The following is an 18,770-nucleotide window of genomic DNA, read 5'->3' as shown; positions in this document are numbered from 1 at the left end:
AGCGCACGGACCGGTATGTGGGTATGAGTGTTGAGCTGCCGTTCGCCCCGGTAGACACCATCATCCGGCGCAACGCCGGAAACCTCCGGGTGAGTGCGGACGCCGCCGAGGAGCTCGCGCGACGGATCCAGTCGCACGGCGCGACCCTCGCGAAGGACGCCGCCGAGAACGCGACCGTCGACGGTCGCAAGACCCTGATGGCCGAGGACTTCGGGGTCGAACAGGTCGTCGACCGCGCGGACTTGGAACTGCCGGTCGCCCCCGTCGACCGTATCGCCCGCCTCGACATCGACGACCGCTACCGGGTCTCGATGAGTGCCCGCATCGCGCTGGCGGACATCTTGGAGGACTACGCCGACAACGTCGCCGCCGCCGCCGCCAAACTGGCCCACCACGCCGACCGCAGGACCATCCAAGCCGAAGACATCCAGACGTACTTCTCCCTCTTCGAATAATGCGCTTCGGCTACAGCGACACCTGTCTCGACCACGACACCGGCGCGCGGCATCCGGAGACGGCCGACCGGCTGCGCGCCATCAAGCGCGGGCTGGCGAAACGCCACGGCGTCGAGTACGTCGACCCGGATCCCGCGACGGAGGCTGCCGTCACCGCTGTCCACGACGCGGACTACGTCCAAGAGGTCAAGGAGTTCTGCGCCAGCGGCGGGGGGAACTGGGACCCCGACACCGTCGCTGCCGAGGCGACGTGGGACGCCGCGCTCACGAGTGCCGGGCTCTCGCAGTGGGCCGCCCACGAGGCACTCGACGGCCGTGACGGCCGCCAGACCCCTTTCGCGCTCGGCCGTCCGCCGGGTCACCACGCCGTCGAGGACGACGCCATGGGCTTCTGTTTCTTCAACAACGCCGCCGTCGCCGCCCGCGACGTCATCGACAACGGCGAGGCCGAGCGCGTCGCGATCTTCGACTGGGACGTCCACCACGGCAACGGCACGCAGGACATCTTCTACGACACGGGTGACGTCTTCTACGCCTCAATCCACGAGGACGGTCTCTACCCCGGCACGGGCGACGCCGATGAGACCGGCGAAGGCGACGGGGAGGGGACGACGCTGAACATCCCGCTGCCCGCTGGCACGGGCGACGCCGACTTCCTGCTCGCCATCGACGACCTGTTGGCCCCCGCGCTCGACCGGTTCGACCCCGACCTGCTCATCGTCTCGGCGGGCTTCGACGCCCACCGTCACGACCCCATCTCGCGGATGCGCGTCTCGACGGAGGGCTACGCGCTGATGACCGACCGCGTCCGCAGCATCTGCGAACGAGTCGACGCGGCACTCTGTTTCGTCCTCGAAGGCGGCTACGGGCTGGATACGCTCTCCGAGGGCGTCGCCACGGTCCACGAGACCTTCGACGGCCGTGAACCGATGGACCCCGACGAGGAGGCCGACGAGGACACTGAAGAACTCATCGCCGAGTTACGCGAGATTCACGGACTGGACTGACGCAACTGGCAACTGGCAACTGGCGGTGACGGCCGTCTCCTCAGCGTGTCCAGTCGAGCTCAGTCGAATTCAGTCGAATTCAGTCGAGACCAGCCGTCGGAAAGACGCCGCCAACCCCGAGCACCAGGAGAACGAGGAGGACGACGAGGAAGGCGTATCGGTGGTCGTCGGTCCAGCGGCGGACGGAGTCGAACGACAGTCTCGCAACCCCGAACGAGCCGATGGCGACCAACGAGACTGCCGTCAGCACGTGGCCTCGGAATAGCATCCAGAGACCGACGGCCGCCGTTCCGACGGCGACGAGCGCGTCACCATACCGACGGAGCCAGCTATCGAGCGTCGTGGAGTCCATATGCCTCGCCCTCGCGGCCGGATGATTACGCTTTCGTGTCACACTGCCGTCTCGTCGTGGCGACCGCGTAGACGGTAGGTGCCACTCGATTAGGGAGTCGGATCGAAGTAGTCTCGCAACTCCACGCCGAACCGCTCGGTCAACGCGACGACGTCGTCGCCGACGAGCACCTCGTACTCAGCCTTCAACTGCTGTTTCACCTGTGCACCGAGTGCGACGTCGAACAGTGCGTCGCTCTCCAAGAGCGACTCGGGCGTCGTGAACTCCCGGTCGCGCTCGACGACGTAGCGGTCGCCGTCGACGAACGGGCCGTAGACGTCGCTGTCGGCGTACGTCTCGTAGAAGCCCGTCGCGTGCTGCCGGACGTGGACGGGCGGCCCGTTGTGACGCTGTATCTTCGGTAACTCGGCGATAGCGACCTCGACGAAGAGGACTGCCCGGTCGAACGGCTGGTCTTCACCCTCGCTGGCGAAGGAGGCAGCGCGGAGCGGCTCGAACCCGCGGCGGTCCAACTCGGCGACGACGCCGTGGAGTGACTTTTCGAGCTGTGGATAGAGCTGGTCCTCCACGACGTCGGGCGCGTCGAAGGCGACGGCGAGCGGGAGCGTGCCGCGGCGGTCGAGATGACCCTCGAGTTCTTCGGCCGAGAGGCGGTCGCGCTCGGGCGGGAAGAACAGCTCCTCGCGTGGGTCGGCGAGGAGGTCACGGGCGTAGTGCTGGAGCCGCGCGACGTTGTCGGCCGAGAGGACCGCGGCGACGTTGCGCTCGGGGTCGGTCGGGTCGACGACGACGAGCGGGTCGTCGAACGTCCGCGTCCCGTGGTCTTCGGGGTCGTGTTCGACCGGCGGCTGCCAGTCGGCGGCGGCTCGAAGCAGCGGCTCGAAGCCGCCGTATTCGAGAACGAGGAGTTCCGAGAGGTAGCCCGAGAAGCCCTTGGTTCGGAGGTCGCTCCCGTAGACGCCGATGCCCTTCAGGAAGCGTTTGAATACCCGGACGTCGCCCGCAAGGTCGTCGTCGAGCCGGTCGAGGAGGTAGGCGTTGTGGAAGGGTGTCCGGTCGACGGCCGAGCGGATGTCGGTCGCGGCGGGCACGTCGTAGCAGGGCACGAGGTCGACGTCGAAGCCTTCGAACTCACCTTTGACGTAGGGGTGTTCGGCGAACTCCTCGTGGCCGTCGGGCAGGACCTGACGGCCGACCACGAGCCCGAGCCGTTCGAGGTCTTCGCGCGGGAGCTCGTCGGGGAACCGGACGAACAGGTCGATGTCGCGGTCGCCAGCGAGCCACGTGCCACGGGCGGTGCTGCCGACCTGGACGACGTCGGCCGTCACGTCGTGGTCGGCCAATGCCTCCTGCACGCGCTCGGTGAGCGCGTCGACAGCCTCGGTCAGCCGTTCGCGCTCCTCCGGTGCGGGGTCGACCCGCTCTCGGACGCCCGCGACGACGGCGTCGAGGTCGGCGTCCTCCTCGGTAGTCATACCCGCGGGTTTCCTCGGCGACGGCGAAAGGATGTCGGTGTCGGCCGTGGGGAATCGAAACCCTTCTACGGGAGGTGAAAGCGAAAACGCTTTCAAATAACCTCGAATATGAAGAGACGCGAAGAGCCGTCGTAGCTCAGATGGTAGAGCACCTCGCTGTTAACGAGGTGGTCCCAGGTTCGAGTCCTGGCGACGGCGTGATTTTCCCGAACCTACCTCACAAGCGATGAGTCTCGTCTTCGGCCGAAAGTTCGGTGTATGACACACGGCAAGGCGCAGGGAACGGGAGACGAGAGTGAGGTCACTGTGCGGACGTGAAACGACAAGGTAACGCTAAAGAAGCGGCCACGGGAAAGACGGCGTACGGGCCCTTAGCTCAGTCTGGTTAGAGCGCTCGGCTCATAACCGAGTGGTCATTGGTTCGAATCCGATAGGGCCCATGACGGCCGATTTCGGCAGTATTTATTCTGAAACGCTGACAGCCGAGTTGTCTGCGCGTCGTCTCATCGTTTAAAAACAGACCACAAGGCACGAAGCCGAGTGGTCCTCTTCACGGCTCGTTTCCGAGTGCTTCCACGAGATTCGCTTAGAGCCGGTACAGGACCGCTTCGTACGGCCGGAACTCCTGTTGGTGTGGGTTTTGCGGTGATTCCTCGTAGTTACTGAGCAGTATCTCGGCCTCACTGGTTTCGATGTCCGCAGCGTCGAACGTCGTAGGCGCGTCGGACCAGTTGAGGACAACCAGAACTTCCTCGTCACCGAGTGTCCGTGTGTAGGCGTAGAGTTGCTCGTGGTCGGGGAGCAAGAGTTCGTACTCGCCGTAAACGAGCGTGTCCATCTCGTGTCTGAGGGTAATGAGCGACTGGTAGTGTCGCCAGATGGAGTTCTCGTCGGCGAGTGCGGCTTCAACGTTGATGTCGCGGTAGTTCTCGTTGACATCGAACCACGGCTCACCCTCGGTGAACCCAGCGTGAAAGTCGTTGGACCACTGCATCGGTGTCCGTGCGTGGTCACGGCTCAGGTAGTTGACCAAGTCACGTACTTCCTCGAATGAGTCAATCTCGCCCGCTTCGATGAGTTCCTTTACCTTCCCGATGGTCATCACGTCGTCAAGTTCGTCGAGGGTGTCGAATTCGACGTTTGTCATGCCGAGTTCCTCACCCTGATAGATGTATGGCGTTCCACGCAGCGTCAGCAGGAAGGTGGCGATGAGTTTCGCACTCTCCTCGTGATATACTTCATCATCGCCAAAGCGAGAGACGATTCGAGGCAGGTCGTGGTTTCCAAGGAACAACGACTCCCAGAACTCGGCAGCGAGTTCGTCTTGTGCCCGAGTGACGATTTCTTTGAGGTCGGTGAGGTTCCACTCGCCCCACCCATCGAGACTCCACGGACCGTTCGGCCCATCGTCGACGGCCAAGTGGTTGAACTGGAAGATCATGTCCAACCCACTGTTACCCTCGATGAGGTACTCGGCGGTTTGTTCGATGCTCGTCCCACCCATCTCACCGACTGTCATGGTGTCGTAGTTCGCGAGGGTATCGTCGTACACCTCCTGGAGGTATTCGTGGATGTGCGGCCCGTGAGCGTAGTGTTCGTGACCGACGAGTTGCGCGTCTGGGTCACCGTCCGGGAGGCCCTCCGGCTTCGAGATGAAGTTGATGGCATCCATACGGAAGCCATCGATGCCCTTCTCCAGCCACCACGTGATCATCTCTTTCACGTCTTTGCGGACATCGGGGTTACGCCAGTTCAGGTCAGGCTGGTTTTCGTCGAACAGGTGAAGATACCACTGTTCGCGGTCGTCGTCGTAAGACCACGCTGGGCCGCCGAAGATCGATTCCCAGTTGTTCGGTGGTTCGTCCGGTGAACCGTCGCGCCAGTAGTAGTAGTCCTCGTATTTGCCATCGCGCTGTCGTGAGCGTTGGAACCACTCGTGTTCCTTGGAGGTGTGGTTGACCACGAGGTCCATGATCAGCCGCATATCTCGCGCGTGGAGCGCGTCCAGTAACTCTTCCCAGTCGGCCATCGTGCCGAACTCGTCCATGATGGCGCGGTAATCGCGGATGTCGTACCCGTTGTCTGCGTTCGGAGAATCGTACACCGGGCACAACCAGACGACATCGACGCCCAGTTCGTCGAGGTAGTCGACTTTCTCGGTGATTCCAGGGATGTCACCGACTCCGTCGCCATTACTGTCGTTGAAGCTTCGTGGATAGATCTGGTAGACGACCGCTTCTTTCCACCACGACTTATCAACCTGTTCGAGGGGTGCAGGCTGACTCATTGACTCTCACCAGCCTCGGTGCCTGTTCCAGTGTCAAAGTCGGCAGGCTGAGTCGGCCTCGAGAGGCTCCGAGCGGAGTGAAAAACCTGTGCTGTCTGTGATTGTCGGCATCTGTGTGTCGGGTTCATGATGTGAGAGGTATCGCGTAAGCTGCTCCTGCTCGCCAAAACCAAAGAGAGACGTCCACATAATTGTTTCTAGAATCTTAATCAACTGCTTGATTCAGAATCTTTATTGTGGAGTATGTCACAATCGTAGATGCACCATGAGGAACGATGGCAATGAGAACAAGACGCGGTCACCAGTTTCGCGCCGCCGATTCGTCCAAGCGGTCGGAGTGACAAGCGGGATCACTGGAATCGCTGGCTGCATCGGCGGAGGAAGCGGAGACAAGCCTGAAAAAGCGAGTTCGGACCAGACAGTCGTTCGCCAGTACGCTGGCGTGGGAGCCAACGAATCACCGGGGATCAAAGACCAACTTCGCGAAGCACTGTGGAGTGCGGGCCTGTCGGAGGACATCTACGTTGAAATCGTGGACGGCCCGTCAACGACAGACCAGTTGCTCAATCAGTACCGCACTTGGCTCTCCGCAGGTCGGGAAGAGCCGGACATCTTCACGATGGACTCCGGGTGGACAATTCCGTTCATACAGCGGGGTCAAGTACAGAGTCTAGAAGAGCTACTGGACAGCAACACGGTCAGTACCGTCAAGAACGACTTCTTCGAGGCGAGCGTCGCTTCCGCAAGTGCTCCCGACGGAACCCTGTACGGGGTCCCAGAGTTCCCGGATTTCCCGACGATACAGTATCGGAAGGACCTCGTCGAGGACGCCGGGTACGACACCGAAGGATGGCAAACGGAACCGATGAGCTGGACTCGGTTTGCCGAGATTACTGCTGACGTCAAAGCGCAGAACGACATCCAGTACGGCTACACGTTCCAAGCAGACAGCTACGGTGGATTGGCCTGCTGTGACTTCAACGAATGGATGACGACCTGGGGTGGTGCCTACTTCGGTGGCACCGAGAACCTGTTCGGGCCGGTAAACGAACGCCCGATTACAGTCAACGAAGGTGGTGCCGTGGACGCGATCAAGATGGTACGGTCGTTCATCCACGGTGAAGACGACAAATACGGGATGGACATCCCCGGTAACATCGCTCCAGCCGCGACACTGGGTTGGACCGAGGAAACATCCCGGAAGCCGTTCACCAATGGCAACGCCGTTATGCACCGGAACTGGCCCTACTCGATCGCGATAAACGGGGCAGAGGAAGAGCTCGGTGAGAAGCTTGGCGTGATGCCACTGCCGTACGGTGTCAAAGAGAGCGAAGCCGAGTACACCGGCACTGGTGGAACCGCATCGGCACTTGGTGGGTGGAACTCCGTCGTGAATCCGAACTCACAGAAGAAAGACGCTGTGGTAGAGGTTCTGAAGGCGAAGATGTCCAAGGAGTTCACCCTATGGCAGTTCGAGACGCTTGGGCTCTTACCGCCGAAGCCGGAGGTGTTCAACTCCGATGAAGCACGGAATGTTGACGTCATGGGACGCTACATGGACGCCTTGCAAACTGCGGGTAGCAATGCGATCCCACGACCGGTGACGACTGCCTGGCCAGACCAGTCTGGTGCCATTGCCAGTGCCGTCAACAAGGCACTGCAGAAGGGGAGCAGCGAGTCACCACAGCAAGCGATGGACAAACTCGCGAGCAAGCTGAAAGAGATCGAGGAGCAGTCGGTCTAACCGAGTCCAATGGCAACTGAAAACAAGCAGTCAAACGGCTTTCCACGCCCGGATTACGCCATCGCCAACAAACTCGAAGGGCTCCCCGAAGAGCTGTACGCGTACCTCCTGCTGGTGCCAGCGTTCTTCATGGTGGGAGCGGTTGCACTCTGGCCTCTGGTAGACACGTTCACCATGTCACTCCATGCAGACGCTCTCACTGGAGTTGCTGTCGGTGACTTCATCGGGATTCAGAACTATGTGGACGTACTGACCGGCCAACGCAACGCGGTCCTCCCAGGCTCCTTCTGGTACGCCGTGGGACTCACTGTCGTCTTTACAGTTGTGAGTGTCACTCTCGAAACGGTAGTTGGACTCGCCCAAGCGCTGATACTCGATCAAGAATTCCGTGGCCGTGCATGGGTCCGGATGGCGATTATTCTTCCGTGGGCTGTTCCCGTAGTCGTACAGGGAATGATGTTCTATCTCCTGTTCGAGCCGAGTATTGGGTTCTTGGTCGCACCGCTGCAGGAACTCGGGATATTCTCGTCGACGCCGCTGTCGAACACCCAAGACTCACTCATTCTAATCACGCTCACAGACGCGTGGAAGACCTCCGCGTTCATGGCACTCATCATCCTCGCAGGGATGCAGAGCATCGACCGGAGTCTCTACGACGTCAGTAGAGTCGCTGGTGCCACTGCCTGGCAACGGTTCAAGATGATTACCTTCCCACTGGTTCTGCCTGCAGTACTGGTAGGGATGCTCTTCCGCACGCTGGGCGCGCTGAAAGTATACGGTGTCATTGAGGTACTGTCGGGATGCCGCACAGTCCCGTCGATGACCTGTCTCGTCATCTCGGCGTTCAGGTCGAACCGTTACGGGACGTCAGCAACGCTGGCCTTCCTTACTGCACTGATAATCAGCGTGTTCATTCTCGTGTATCTGGTGAAGTTCGTGGATAGTCTCCGAGGAATCGGGGGGAGTGCATAGATGACGACCGCACAAGACAACGACGCCGGAGACGGTGGTGGGCCCTTCACCCACTGGGTCAAGAGCGCGATCGACAATCCGGGGAAGGTACACAGAGCGATGTTCTACGTCGCGCTCATCTTCTTCATGTTCACGACGCTCTTCCCGATCTACTGGCTCGTGGTTCTGGCACTTACGCCGAATGACCTCATCGTGAACATGGGACCGATCCCACGCGGATTCAACATCTCGGTCTTCGTCGAGATGTGGAACACCGTTCCGCTCCACCTGTATATGTTCAATAGCTTCGTGATCGCCATCGCAACGACAGTCTACGTCCTGCTCGTCTCGAGTCTGGCAGGATACGCGTTCGGACGGCTCGAATTCCGTGGGAAGGGTGGACTACTGCTGTTGCTGTTGATAATCTCGTTCTTCCCACCAGCAGCGTTCATTCTCCCGTTGTTCAAGCTGTTCACCGGGAACGTGGTACTCTTCGGGCTTCACAGCCCGGACCTGTTCAATACGGTGGGGGCGATTATCGTTCCGTTCAGCGGACTCTTCCTGCCGTTGTCAGTGTTCATCCTGACGACGTTCTACAGCCAGATTCCGGACGGACTCGAGGACGCAGCACGGGTAGAAGGGACGACTCGAATCGGTGCACTGTTCAGAGTCATCATGCCGCTCTCGGCACCCGGTTTGTCAACCGCCGGAATTCTGACGTTCATCGCCGTCTACAACGAGTTCTTCTTCTCGTTCCTGATGACGACAGGTCAGCCCGAGAACGGTGCCCCACTCGTATGGGGCATTCTGGCCTTCCAGAGCCAGTATACTAGTCTGTACAACTACATGGCGGCTGCGAGCCTCATCGGGATTCTCCCGGTCGCGCTCATCGTGGTTGTTGCACAGGAGAAAATTGTCAGCGGTCTCACCGCCGGAGCAGTCAAGGAGTGATTCACTATGGGAAATGTTAAACTCGAACACGTAACGAAGCAGTACGACGACGTAACGGCAGTCAACGAAATGAGTCTGGACATCCAGGACGGCGAGTTCGTCTGTCTTGTCGGGCCATCGGGCTGTGGGAAGTCGACGACGATGGAGACGATTGCTGGTCTCACGCTCCCCACGGAGGGCGAGATTACGATCGCTGGAAAGGATGTCACGAATCTCCCACCGAAGGACCGGGGGATCGCGATGGTCTTCCAGAACATCGCGCTGTTCCCGCACATGGACGTCTACGACAACGTGAGCTTCGGGTTGCGGCTCCGTAACTTCGAGAAGGAGGAGATCGACCGCCGAGTCGAACGGGCGGCAGACATCCTCCAAATCGGTGGATTACTGGATCGGAAGCCCTCGGAGTTGTCGGGCGGCCAGCGCCAACGCGTCGCCATCGGCCGGGCAATCGTTCGCGAACCAGAGGCGTTCCTCATGGACGAACCGCTCGCGAACCTCGACGCGAAGCTTCGCGTCCACATGCGAACCGAACTCCAGCGGCTCCACAAGGAACTGGAGACGACCATCATCTACGTAACACACGACCAGGCGGAAGCGATGACGATGTCCGACCGTATCGCAGTCCTTAACGAGGGTCAACTGCAGCAAATCGCGCCACCCCTGACCTGTTACAACGAACCAGCGAACCTCTTCGTCGCCGGATTCATCGGGTCGCCGTCGATGAACTTCCTCGAAGGGGAGGTTACTCCCAACGGGTTCGAGTCCGAGTTCGTCTCTGTCGACTTCGACCCGACCGAGTTCGACGTCTCTGTCGGAGACTCGGTAACGCTTGGGGTTCGACCCGAAGACGTCCATCTCTCCGACGCAGCCGAAAACATCGCTCATCCGACGAAACCAGTGGACACAACCACTGACGTCATCGAGCCCATGGGTAACGAGATCTTCGTCTACCTCACTCACGGTGGCCGCGAAACCACCACGATGGACGAGGAACAGCGGAAAGGAGATCAGTTACTGATGAGCGTCGACCCCGACCTCGAACTCTCAGAGGAAGAAGACGTCACGGTCCTCTTCGACCGTGCGAATCTCCACCTGTTCGACCAGCAGTCAGGCGACGCACTCTGTCACAGTCTCGTGAGTTCCCTCACCACAAAGACGAGCGACCAGCGCGCCACGTCGGAGAACTGACTATGCTCGATACACTCACTGTCGTCTACGTCAGCGCGGTTACAGTGCTGTTCTTCTTCTGGGTCTACGGCATCTATGCGTTCTTCCGTGACTGTCGGCGAACGTACGTTCCGAAGTTCCGTCAGACACTCCGTGGCTGGAAATCGATGTGGACCGAAGAGGACGAACAGGAACTTGACGAACACGAGCAACAGCTCCTCTGAATCGACGATACAGACTTCCGTCGACGACCTCTCCGAACCCAGACGAATGGACAATCAAATTAATCAATGAACCCTAACTACCAGTATAATGTCTCAGCACGGTGAGCAAGACGACGCGATGCTCAGAGAGGAGCTGGGCGACTTCGGATTCTCGGACAAAGAAATCGACGTCTATCTCGCATTGTTGTCTTTAGGCGAGGCGACGACGAGTACGATTTCGGAAGAGGCCGACGTCTCACAACAGGCGGTCTACACCATCACTGATCGACTCGAAGACCGGGGCTTGGTCCGTGTCAACGACCACGCTTCGCCGAAAACGATTCGTGCAGTCCCTCCAGAAGAGTCGATGGCTGCGTTGTCGAGTCGAATTGACTCGATTACACCCGTTCTGAAAACCCGATTCAACGACACGAAGCCACAGACGCCTGAGCTCAAGATGGTGAAATCTCACGAGACGGCTCTCAAACGGCTTCGAGAGGCCATCTCACAAGCGCAACGAGAGGTCATCGTTGCGATTCCAGAACGCATCTATCCAGAGATCGAACAAGAGCTTCAGGCTGCGAGAGAACGAGACGTGCTTGTGTTTCTGTTAGTACAAGACGTTGAGGACTTCGAGGAAGCAGAAGAGCGGTTCAGCGGTGTTGCGGACGTCGTTCGCTGTTGGAGCGAGAATATCTTGTTCATGTTCGCGACGGACACGCAGTCGACGAATCCGTCGGTCCACCAATCGGCCTTGGTGGGTGACGCTCTCTTGCTATCCGGAACGCACGACGTTGGCGACGGTGTCGCAGTCTCTGAGAAACACCTCGCAGGTTCGATTCACGGGATGTTCTTCAGCGCTTACTGGCCAGCCGGGACCGAAGTGTTCGTCACCGACCCGGACCCGCTCCCGGAAACGTACGACTGGTTCCGCCAAGCTGTCTTCCAGGCCAGGCTCCATTTGAATGCGGGAGCGGATCTCTTGGCAGACGTCGAAACGAAGGAGGGAGAGATAGTTTCTGGAAAGGTAAGCCAAGTTCGTCAGGCACTCGTCGACCCAGCAACGAATGAATATACGTTGCAGACGAGTCTGTTCCTTGAGACAGACGAAGGAGAAGTGAGTGTCGGAGGGCAGAGTGCGATCCTGGAAGACTACGAAGCAAGTTCTGTTACGCTCCGAGTCGAATAAAGAAGGTCTCCACAAATCTCTGTTGACCCGTCTTTTCTGGAATGTCTGAACAGCACTCGGCAGCATGCCTTGCGCAACAATGTCGCCCTCAGGCCTGCCGTTCTGTTTTACCGTACGAACGTTGATTCGTCTGGCCTCCTTCTAGAGAGACATGGCAGAGTTTCCAGACGAGCGACACCTCGTGGTACGTGCGAGATCACACATGGCCGAGTGGACGAATCGTGCCCGGACGGCGGCATACGCCGAACTCTTCGAGGGTGACGAGACGCTCCTCACCGAGGAAGAAGTTCGTCTCCTCGACAGCCTCGATTCTGAACTCGAGCGACGTGGGGGTGATGGTGTCTGGGGCACTGACCAGTACGGAATCCACACGGCCGGAACCTCCAGTTCAGATATCTCCCTCGGAGTTGTCTGTGTGTACCACCCTCAGATCACCAAAGACTCCGTCCTTCGTGGCTTCGACGAACTCGACGACGAGACCGAAGAACGACTCAACGCAGCACTCTGGAGATACAGCGAGCGCGTCGCGACACTCATCGAAGAGGACCTCGGTGAGTTCGTCCGTCACACACAGACGTAGTCGAGGATTGCCAACTGCTCGGGGGGAGCCTCACCGAGTCGTGCACCGGGACGTCACCGTCGTCAGGTGCCCGTGCGGTTCGTGGTGCGAACGGGACTCACACTCGAAGGCCCCAGAAGAACGCGATGCCCAGCACGGTCACCACCGACAGGAGCAGCTGTAGCGGGGCACCGACGCGGAGGAAGTCCGAGAAGGTGTAGCCGCCGGGGCCGTAGACGAAGAGGTTCGTCTGATAGCCCACGGGCGTCATGAACGCCGTCGAGGCCGCGAACGTCACTGCGAGGACGAAGGCGAAGGCACTCGCGCCGACCGACTGTGCGGCACTCGCGGCGACGGGGATCATCAACACCACACTCGCGTTGTTGCTGATGACGCTGGTCAAGAGCCCGGTCGCGATGTAGAACACCCACAGAACCCCGATGACCGGGAGGAACGTCGCCGTCGAGGCGACAGCGTCCCCGAGAAGCGCGGCGGCCCCCGTCTGTTGGAGGGCCGTCCCGAGGGGGATGACGCCCGCCAGGAGGAAGATGACGTTCCACTCGACGGACTTGTAGAGTTCGTTCGGTTTGAGCACGCCGGTGAAGATCATCGCGACCACACCGGCGAGCGCCGAGACGACGATGGGGAGGACGTTCAGTGCCGGGAGCGCGACGACGCCGGCGATGATGGCGACGGCGAAGGGAATCTTCTCGTCGCGGTAGTTCACGTCGTCGAACTCGTGGGCGACGATGAAGTCCTCGTTCTGGACGAGGCGGGTGAGGCTGTCGGGCGGTGCCTGGACGAGGAGGGTGTCGCCGACGCGGATCCGGATGTCCTCGAACCGGTCGCGGACGACCGCGCCGCGTGACCGGAACGCGAGGACGTTCGCGTCGTAGCGCTGCCGAAAGGTCGAACTGGAGAGCGTCTCGCCGACGAGGAACGACCCCGACGGGATGACGACCTCGACGAGCACCGGCTCCTCGTCGTCCTCGTGGAGGTCCTCCTCACTCTGGGGGCCGCCGAGGAGCGTGAGTCCCTCCGCGTCCATGATCCGTTCGAGCGTCTCGCGGTTCGTCCGTACACGGAGCGTGTCGTTCTCGTGAATCTCCTTGCGAGCCAGCGGTTCGTCGAACCGCTCGCCGTACCGGATCAGTTGGAGCACGTCGATGTCCAGCTCTTCGTCACCCAACGCCTCGCCGACCGTCTGGCCGATCAGCGACGAACTCGCCGGAACCACGACGTCTGCGAGATACTCTTGGAGAGCGTACTCCTCGACGAGGTCGTCCTCGACGGGCACCCGTTCGGGGAGCAGCCGCACGCCAATCGTCATGAGGTACAGCGACCCGACGGCGAAGACGACGATGCCGAGCTGGGTGAACTCGAACATACCGAACGCCTGCAGGTCGAGCTCGGGTGACTGTTCGCCGAGCTGCGCGGCGATGTCGCTCGCGAGGATGTTGGTCGACGTGCCGATGAGCGTGAGCGTCCCGCCGATCATCGAGGCGAACGACAGCGGCATGAGGAGCTTCGACGGCGACGTCTTCCCCTCGTGGGCGAGGTCGGCGATGACCGGGACGAGAATCGCGACGACGGGCGTGTTGTTGATGAAGCCGGAGATGGGCCCGGTGATACCGATGGTCGCCGCGAGTTGCTTCCGCTGGTCGGAGCCGGCGTACGCGGCCATCTTCTGGCCGATTTTCTGGACGATACCGGTCCGGTTGATGCCCGTACTGAGGATGAGCATCGCGAGGACGGTTATCGTCGCGGGGCTGGCGAACCCCGAGATACCCTCTCGTGGTGAAATCTGTGTCCACGGTTCGAGGACCATCAGCAGGACCATCAGCAGAATCGCCGTCACGTCGATAGGGAGCCACTCGGTGGCAAACAGGACGAGCGCGAGGAGGATGACTGCGAAGACGACGAGCATGTCCACAGTCACAGAAGTCGAAGCCACCCCCTGAAGCGAGAGGGCGGGCGCGGAGAAAGACATACGTGAGTGATGTGTCGGCGAGGCAAAAGGGCTGGTATCTACGGTTTGACTCCTGTGACTGCGACGACCACTGGCGGCGGATGTCCTCAGCGGGCAGACTCGTCGTCTCGTTCGTACGTGATTGTCAAGGAGCCACTCGCAGGCCGCGCCGCCGCATCGCGAAGCGTCCGAAACTCGTCGAGCAACGTCGATGCGTCGTCCGACCCCACGCGGTCGTTCTGTGACTCCTCTCGTACCGTGTCGTACACCCGCTCCAGGATTCGGTGTATCGCGTATGCATCCGCCTTTGAGTCGATTTCGAAGGTTGCCTCGTATCGTCGCATACACTCGGTTCGTGCCCCAGCGGGATAACACAACGTACGGCGCGTACTCGGTGCGTTCCAGTGGCCGTCGGGTGGGGGACTCACCACCAACAACATCCGTCTACGGAGCCTTGTTTCTCTATGGACCACAGTCTCACACTGTGCGCTCGCCCGAGTCGACCCGTCGACGAGGGCTCTTGACACGGGATACTCGTGTGGCCTGTTCCTGTTCTCTGCGCGCGCCGGTCGCGCGGTACGCATCACATAGCGTCGTGTTCCGCACCAGCACCCATGAACCGGAAAAACACCGCCGAGAGAGACATCCACGCACAGCCCAGCCTGACCGACACCATCGACCACCGGTATCGGTATCGTATCCTCCTCGCACTCACGAGAGACCGAGTCGGTGACGGAATCGTCATCAGCCGGCCGGTCTGTTGTCGAGGAAGTCACCGACGGGATTCGCCGCCGCCGCGCTCTATGCGGCGTGTCTCCTCTGTGACGTACGGATGACGCAACGAGAGGTCGCCGCCGTCGCACGGGTGGCGGAAGTGACGATCCGTGCCCGGTATCAAGAACAGATCCGCGCGATGGGCCTCTGACGGACGAGACCGCGTCTCACGTCTCGTCCTGTAACCGTTCCTTCCGACGGTCGAACTCGTCGTCGTCGATGTCACCGCGGGCGTACGCGGCGCGGAGTTCCTCCATCGCGGTGTCGGCCCGTCCACCGGTGTTCGTCAGTGCCTTGTAGCCGAGATAGCCGAGACCGACGAGGAGCGCGAGCATCAGCAGTTGGCCGAGCGCGCCGACGAAGAGCATCCAGCCGGGTGCGTCCGTGCCGTACATCGGTCCCATCATCCCGCCACCGTAGCCCATCATCCCGCCACCCATGAACAGCGTGGGCAGGAAGACGAGCACGGCTAGTGCGGCCAGTGCGATCACGACCAGTTGGGTAGTGTTTGTCGTCGTAGCCATCGTAACTCACTCCTTGGGAAGCGAAGCTTCCTCACGTACAGATACGGTCTCTACGTTTAACTCCGTTATCGCTGCGAACTCTCTGGTTTCCAACGAGGATTCTTTGGAATCCAAAGTGAAACGGGGTTGTCCCACACGTAATACGGCCTCGTCCACACCGAACGACGGGTCCGCGGGTACGATGTCGCCAGCGACGGGCACCGCGGAGTCGACGGAGCCGAGGAGTCGACGACTCGATAACCGTTAGGCGTCGTCGACGAGCAGCGAGTCGATGTACGCCGAGAGACCGTCGCGGAGCAGCGGCTCGAACTCGTCGAGACCGAGGGCGAGATAGAAGCCGGTCGAGCCGTCGGTGGCGGCGACGAGGAAGGCAGCGGTGGCTCGGGGGTCGACGTCGCGGAAGACGCCCTGTTCGACGCCGTCGGTGACGATGTCGGTCAGCGTGTCGACGACGTGGCGTTCGAGTTCGACGAGCGGCTCGCGGAGCGTCTCGTTGTGCGGAGCGTGCGAGAGCAGCTCCATGACGGCGACGTTGACGCCGCGGCGTTCCTCGTCGTCGGTGGTGACGAACAGCCGGTCGCAGGCCTCGCGGAGTCGGCTCTCGGGGTCCGTCGCGTCGAGGTCGTCGAGTTCGGCGGCGAGCCAGCCGGTCGACCACGCCAGGAAGGCGGCCACCATCTCGTCTTTCGAGTCGTAGTGGTAGTACAGTCCCGCCTCGCTCTTGTCGCTCTCGGCGGCGACGTTCTTCGTCGTCAACCGCGCGTAGCCGTGTTTGGCGAGCGCGCGTCGGACGGCGTGGACGACCTCCTCGTCGGCCGACACGGCGGGGTCACTCATACCCGAGTGGAGCGGCGTGGCTCGTTTGACTCTTGTGTTCTCGGGGACGCGTCGACGGTCTCAGTCGTCGTTTCCATCCGGTGAGAAGAAAGACGAGTCGTCCCACATCGTCCGTGTAATCTCGTCGAGGTGGACGTCGCCGCATCGCTGGCACCGTTCCTCCTCCGGGAGGGCGTAGACGGTCTCACAGCGCGGACAGACGAAGAACCGGAGGCCGAGCACGGACGACCGTTGGGAGTCTGAACGCATAAGTCGACCTCCCGGCGGCTCCGTCGGCCGCCACGAAACCGTCACCTTCCCGAACCGTCTTGTCGCAGCCGTGAGTGTGTGAACACATGGCAGACGATTCCACGGAGACGGACAGAGCGTCCGGTTCGACCGTCGCATCGCTCGGCCGCGTCCTGTTCGGTCTCGGTCTCGCCCTGCAAGCCTCGGAAGACTTCCGCGACATGGAAGACAACGTCGAGTACGCCGAATCCGCAGGCGTCCCGCTGCCCGAGTTGGCGGCCCCGCTCGGGTCGGGGACGATGCTTCTCGGCGGTCTCGGCGTCGCGCTGTGGCGGTTCCCGCGGCTCGCAACGGGCGCAGTCGTCACGTTTCTCGCGATCGTGACGCCGACGATGCACGACTTCTGGAACGAGGAGGACGCGAGCGGCGAACGGCTGGCCTTCTTCGGCAACCTCACGATGTTCGGGGCCGCGCTGGCGTTCTTCCGGAAGGCGTACCGCTGACACACCGCCAGTAGGTGTGTCGCCGAGAGCGACGGCTGGTTCTCGGGGAGTGCTTCGGCGAGAAAGCGGTGTGACGTGAGTGCCGCGCCTACATCGGGAGGACCGTCACGCCGACGAGGATAATCGCGCCAGTGCCGAGCAGCACCATCACGCAGTAGCCCATGATGTCGCGGACGGAGAGGCCGCTGATGGCGAGCAGCGGAATCGCCCAGAAGGGCTGAATCATGTTCGTCCAGGCGTCACCCCACGCGGCGGCCATCGCGACCCGCGGGATACTCGTCCCGCTGGCTTCGGCCGCCGTGACGAGCGTCTCACCGATGACGGCCCACTCGCCCCCGCCGCTGGGGACGAAGACGTTGACGATGCCTGCCGTGAGGAAGGCGATGGCGGGGAGCGCGCCCTCCGGCGAGACCTGCACCATGCCCTGGGCGATCTGCGTCGCGAGACTGGTCGAGCCCTCCGGGGCGTAGGCCATGATGCCCATGATGCCCGCGTAGAAGGGGAACTGGATGATGATGCCCCAGACGTTCTCGACGGCCTCTTTCATCACGTCGATGTAGGCCGCGGCCGACCCGTGGAGCGTCAGGCCGAGAAAGAGGAAGCCGAAGTTGACGATATTGAGGTTGAGGTTGTTCCACGGCATGACGCCGTTGGCGACGCCGTTTGCGAAGTAGAGACCGACCGCGGCGATGCCGACGAGCCCGGTCCCGACGGCGAGCGGTGTCGAGTGTTCGATGCGGTCGGCGAGCGTCATGTCGTCGGCCGCGTGGACCGTCGCGCCCGAGACCGTCTCACCGCCGTCGGTGGCGACCGTCTCGGGGTCGATGGGCGTCTTCTTGTCGTCGTCCTCGGGGTACATCAGCGCGAACAGTCCCGGCAGGAAGACGAACGCGATGACCGCGAAGAGCACGAGGTTCATCGGCGTGAAGATCGTCGCGGCCGTCCCGATGGTCGCTTCGAGCGTCCCGTTGGCAAGCAGGAAGTTGCCGGCGTCGCCCGTGGAGTTGAGCGTCAGCGGAATCGACCCGGCAAGCCCGCCGTGCCAGACGACGAAGCCGGCGTACGCGCCGGCGACGATGACCGGGAAGTCGATGCCCCGCACCTCCTGGGCGACCTTCCGGGCGAACAGACCGCCGACGACGAGACCGAGTCCCCAGTGGACGAAGGAGGCGACGGCGGCGACGACGGGGACGAGCGCGGCCGCACTCCGCTCACTCGACGGAATGCGGGCGAGCCGTGCCAGCAGCGCGTCGACGACGTCGGTCTGCGCCAGCGCGTAGCCGGTCATCAGGATGAGCGTCATCTGCATCGCAAAGGAGAGCAGATTCCAGAAGCCACCGTACCAGCCGGTCGTGAGAATCGCCTCGGCGTGGGCGACCGCACTTCCAGCCGGTTCGACGAAGGCGAACGCCAGTCCGTAGGCGACGAACGTCAAGAGCACCGCGAATAGGAAGGCCTCCGGCAAGTAGCGTTCGACGAGCTTCGAACTCCCCTCTGCCATCCGACGGACGATGTTTGCCATCTGTATTCGGGACTGTCCGTTTATGTATGATAAATAGTGCGGATTGGTAGCAGCCGACTCGTGTGGTTCGCCG

At 61.4% G+C, this 18,770-nt stretch carries 19 protein-coding genes, 2 tRNA genes and 1 pseudogene; 13 read left to right on the top strand and 9 right to left on the bottom strand.

The genetic code is table 11. From position 1 onward, the window contains the following. The first annotated feature begins 23 nt into the window (after positions 1–23). Entirely contained in the window at positions 24–455 is a 432-nt protein-coding gene (locus BLR57_RS02305) for a histone (protein ID WP_089693743.1), read from the top strand. Next, positions 455–1,462 carry a histone deacetylase family protein gene (locus BLR57_RS02300; RefSeq protein WP_089693741.1) on the top strand — a complete coding sequence of 336 codons (1,008 nt, stop codon included), beginning with the start codon at positions 455–457 and terminating at the stop codon, positions 1,460–1,462. Before BLR57_RS02305 ends, BLR57_RS02300 begins: the two co-directional genes overlap by 1 nt. Before the next feature lie 79 nt (positions 1,463–1,541). Here the strand turns inward: BLR57_RS02300 and BLR57_RS02295 are convergent, their stop codons facing one another. Then, on the bottom strand, positions 1,542–1,814 hold the full coding sequence (locus BLR57_RS02295) for a hypothetical protein (protein ID WP_089693739.1): 273 nt from the start codon (positions 1,812–1,814) through the stop codon (positions 1,542–1,544). 89 nt (positions 1,815–1,903) lie between these two features. Then, positions 1,904–3,289 (bottom strand): CCA tRNA nucleotidyltransferase, encoded by a 1,386-nt coding sequence (gene cca / locus BLR57_RS02290; protein WP_089693737.1) that lies wholly within the window; start codon positions 3,287–3,289, stop codon positions 1,904–1,906. A gap of 125 nt (positions 3,290–3,414) precedes the next feature. Between cca and BLR57_RS02285 the strand changes: the two genes are divergently transcribed. Together BLR57_RS02285 and BLR57_RS02280 are read left to right on the top strand one after the other, a co-directional pair. Further along, positions 3,415–3,487 (top strand) — tRNA-Asn (locus BLR57_RS02285). A 167-nt stretch (positions 3,488–3,654) separates the two neighbouring features. After that, positions 3,655–3,729 (top strand) — tRNA-Ile (locus BLR57_RS02280). 146 nt (positions 3,730–3,875) lie between these two features. On the opposite strand, the gene BLR57_RS02275 is transcribed toward BLR57_RS02280, so the two are convergent. Then, entirely contained in the window at positions 3,876–5,576 is a 1,701-nt protein-coding gene (locus BLR57_RS02275) for a glycoside hydrolase family 13 protein (RefSeq protein WP_089693735.1), read from the bottom strand. A 265-nt stretch (positions 5,577–5,841) separates the two neighbouring features. On the opposite strand from BLR57_RS02275, the gene BLR57_RS02270 reads away from it, so the two are divergent. From BLR57_RS02270 to BLR57_RS02240, 7 genes are all read left to right on the top strand, one after another. Further along, positions 5,842–7,320: an extracellular solute-binding protein gene (locus BLR57_RS02270; RefSeq protein ID WP_089693733.1), complete on the top strand. Its 1,479-nt coding sequence runs from the start codon at positions 5,842–5,844 to the stop codon at positions 7,318–7,320. 9 nt (positions 7,321–7,329) lie between these two features. Continuing rightward, a complete protein-coding gene (locus tag BLR57_RS02265) occupies positions 7,330–8,292 on the top strand; it encodes a carbohydrate ABC transporter permease (protein ID WP_089693730.1) in 963 nt (320 codons plus the stop codon). Beyond that, on the top strand, positions 8,293–9,222 hold the full coding sequence (locus BLR57_RS02260) for a carbohydrate ABC transporter permease (protein ID WP_089693729.1): 930 nt from the start codon (positions 8,293–8,295) through the stop codon (positions 9,220–9,222). Positions 9,223–9,228: 6 nt separating this feature from the next. Further along, a complete protein-coding gene (locus BLR57_RS02255; protein WP_089693726.1) occupies positions 9,229–10,410 on the top strand; it encodes an ABC transporter ATP-binding protein in 1,182 nt (393 codons plus the stop codon). A 2-nt stretch (positions 10,411–10,412) separates the two neighbouring features. Beyond that, the gene (locus tag BLR57_RS02250) at positions 10,413–10,613 is read left to right on the top strand and encodes a DUF8005 family protein (RefSeq protein WP_089693724.1); all 201 of its coding nucleotides are present in this window, start codon (positions 10,413–10,415) and stop codon (positions 10,611–10,613) included. 88 nt (positions 10,614–10,701) lie between these two features. Then, complete coding sequence (locus tag BLR57_RS02245) at positions 10,702–11,781, top strand: TrmB family transcriptional regulator (protein WP_170830537.1); 1,080 nt, start codon at positions 10,702–10,704, stop codon at positions 11,779–11,781. A gap of 151 nt (positions 11,782–11,932) precedes the next feature. Further along, a complete protein-coding gene (locus BLR57_RS02240) occupies positions 11,933–12,361 on the top strand; it encodes a DUF7539 family protein (RefSeq protein ID WP_089693722.1) in 429 nt (142 codons plus the stop codon). Between the two features lie 97 nt (positions 12,362–12,458). Here the strand turns inward: BLR57_RS02240 and BLR57_RS02235 are convergent, their stop codons facing one another. After that, entirely contained in the window at positions 12,459–14,267 is a 1,809-nt protein-coding gene (locus BLR57_RS02235; RefSeq protein ID WP_089693720.1) for an SLC13 family permease, read from the bottom strand. A 149-nt stretch (positions 14,268–14,416) separates the two neighbouring features. After that, a complete protein-coding gene (locus BLR57_RS02230; protein ID WP_089693718.1) occupies positions 14,417–14,653 on the bottom strand; it encodes a hypothetical protein in 237 nt (78 codons plus the stop codon). 410 nt (positions 14,654–15,063) lie between these two features. On the opposite strand from BLR57_RS02230, the pseudogene BLR57_RS02225 reads away from it, so the two are divergent. After that, positions 15,064–15,234, top strand: a pseudogene (locus tag BLR57_RS02225) (transcription initiation factor IIB); the annotation flags it as partial. Between the two features lie 16 nt (positions 15,235–15,250). Here the strand turns inward: BLR57_RS02225 and BLR57_RS02220 are convergent. From BLR57_RS02220 to BLR57_RS18825, 3 genes are all read right to left on the bottom strand, one after another. Then, the gene (locus BLR57_RS02220; RefSeq protein WP_089693714.1) at positions 15,251–15,607 is read right to left on the bottom strand and encodes an SHOCT domain-containing protein; all 357 of its coding nucleotides are present in this window, start codon (positions 15,605–15,607) and stop codon (positions 15,251–15,253) included. Between the two features lie 243 nt (positions 15,608–15,850). Next, entirely contained in the window at positions 15,851–16,444 is a 594-nt protein-coding gene (locus BLR57_RS02215) for a TetR/AcrR family transcriptional regulator (protein ID WP_089693712.1), read from the bottom strand. Positions 16,445–16,504: 60 nt separating this feature from the next. Beyond that, positions 16,505–16,693: a hypothetical protein gene (locus tag BLR57_RS18825; RefSeq protein WP_139173265.1), complete on the bottom strand. Its 189-nt coding sequence runs from the start codon at positions 16,691–16,693 to the stop codon at positions 16,505–16,507. Positions 16,694–16,779: 86 nt separating this feature from the next. On the opposite strand from BLR57_RS18825, the gene BLR57_RS02210 reads away from it, so the two are divergent. Beyond that, positions 16,780–17,175: a DoxX family protein gene (locus BLR57_RS02210; RefSeq protein WP_089693710.1), complete on the top strand. Its 396-nt coding sequence runs from the start codon at positions 16,780–16,782 to the stop codon at positions 17,173–17,175. A gap of 88 nt (positions 17,176–17,263) precedes the next feature. Here BLR57_RS02210 and BLR57_RS02205 read toward each other — a convergent pair whose 3' ends face one another. Beyond that, entirely contained in the window at positions 17,264–18,697 is a 1,434-nt protein-coding gene (locus BLR57_RS02205) for a short-chain fatty acid transporter (protein ID WP_089693708.1), read from the bottom strand. Between the last annotated feature and the right edge of the window lie 73 nt (positions 18,698–18,770).

Origin of the sequence: Halogranum gelatinilyticum (assembly GCF_900103715.1) — an archaeon.
Classification (GTDB): Archaea; Halobacteriota; Halobacteria; order Halobacteriales; family Haloferacaceae; genus Halogranum; species Halogranum gelatinilyticum.
The sequence above is the reverse complement of the archived record's forward strand: the minus strand, read 5'-3'. Positions and strand labels throughout refer to the sequence as shown.

Bases quoted from the DNA above. Each gene is read 5' to 3' on its own strand.
- BLR57_RS02275 (WP_089693735.1), bottom strand. From the start codon at position 5,576: ATGAGTCAGCCTGCACCCCTCGAACAGGTTGATAAGTCGTGGTGGAAA.
- BLR57_RS02215 (WP_089693712.1), bottom strand. From the start codon at position 16,444: ATGAGTGACCCCGCCGTGTCGGCCGACGAGGAGGTCGTCCACGCCGTC.
- BLR57_RS02300 (WP_089693741.1), top strand. From the start codon at position 455: ATGCGCTTCGGCTACAGCGACACCTGTCTCGACCACGACACCGGCGCG.
- BLR57_RS02245 (WP_170830537.1), top strand. From the start codon at position 10,702: ATGTCTCAGCACGGTGAGCAAGACGACGCGATGCTCAGAGAGGAGCTG.
- BLR57_RS18825 (WP_139173265.1), bottom strand. From the start codon at position 16,693: ATGCGTTCAGACTCCCAACGGTCGTCCGTGCTCGGCCTCCGGTTCTTC.
- BLR57_RS02295 (WP_089693739.1), bottom strand. From the start codon at position 1,814: ATGGACTCCACGACGCTCGATAGCTGGCTCCGTCGGTATGGTGACGCG.
- BLR57_RS02250 (WP_089693724.1), top strand. From the start codon at position 10,413: ATGCTCGATACACTCACTGTCGTCTACGTCAGCGCGGTTACAGTGCTG.
- BLR57_RS02265 (WP_089693730.1), top strand. From the start codon at position 7,330: ATGGCAACTGAAAACAAGCAGTCAAACGGCTTTCCACGCCCGGATTAC.
- BLR57_RS02205 (WP_089693708.1), bottom strand. From the start codon at position 18,697: ATGGCAAACATCGTCCGTCGGATGGCAGAGGGGAGTTCGAAGCTCGTC.
- BLR57_RS02260 (WP_089693729.1), top strand. From the start codon at position 8,293: ATGACGACCGCACAAGACAACGACGCCGGAGACGGTGGTGGGCCCTTC.
- BLR57_RS02220 (WP_089693714.1), bottom strand. From the start codon at position 15,607: ATGGCTACGACGACAAACACTACCCAACTGGTCGTGATCGCACTGGCC.
- cca (WP_089693737.1), bottom strand. From the start codon at position 3,289: ATGACTACCGAGGAGGACGCCGACCTCGACGCCGTCGTCGCGGGCGTC.
- BLR57_RS02210 (WP_089693710.1), top strand. From the start codon at position 16,780: ATGGCAGACGATTCCACGGAGACGGACAGAGCGTCCGGTTCGACCGTC.
- BLR57_RS02240 (WP_089693722.1), top strand. From the start codon at position 11,933: ATGGCAGAGTTTCCAGACGAGCGACACCTCGTGGTACGTGCGAGATCA.
- BLR57_RS02230 (WP_089693718.1), bottom strand. From the start codon at position 14,653: ATGCGACGATACGAGGCAACCTTCGAAATCGACTCAAAGGCGGATGCA.
- BLR57_RS02305 (WP_089693743.1), top strand. From the start codon at position 24: ATGAGTGTTGAGCTGCCGTTCGCCCCGGTAGACACCATCATCCGGCGC.
- BLR57_RS02270 (WP_089693733.1), top strand. From the start codon at position 5,842: ATGAGGAACGATGGCAATGAGAACAAGACGCGGTCACCAGTTTCGCGC.
- BLR57_RS02235 (WP_089693720.1), bottom strand. From the start codon at position 14,267: ATGCTCGTCGTCTTCGCAGTCATCCTCCTCGCGCTCGTCCTGTTTGCC.
- BLR57_RS02255 (WP_089693726.1), top strand. From the start codon at position 9,229: ATGGGAAATGTTAAACTCGAACACGTAACGAAGCAGTACGACGACGTA.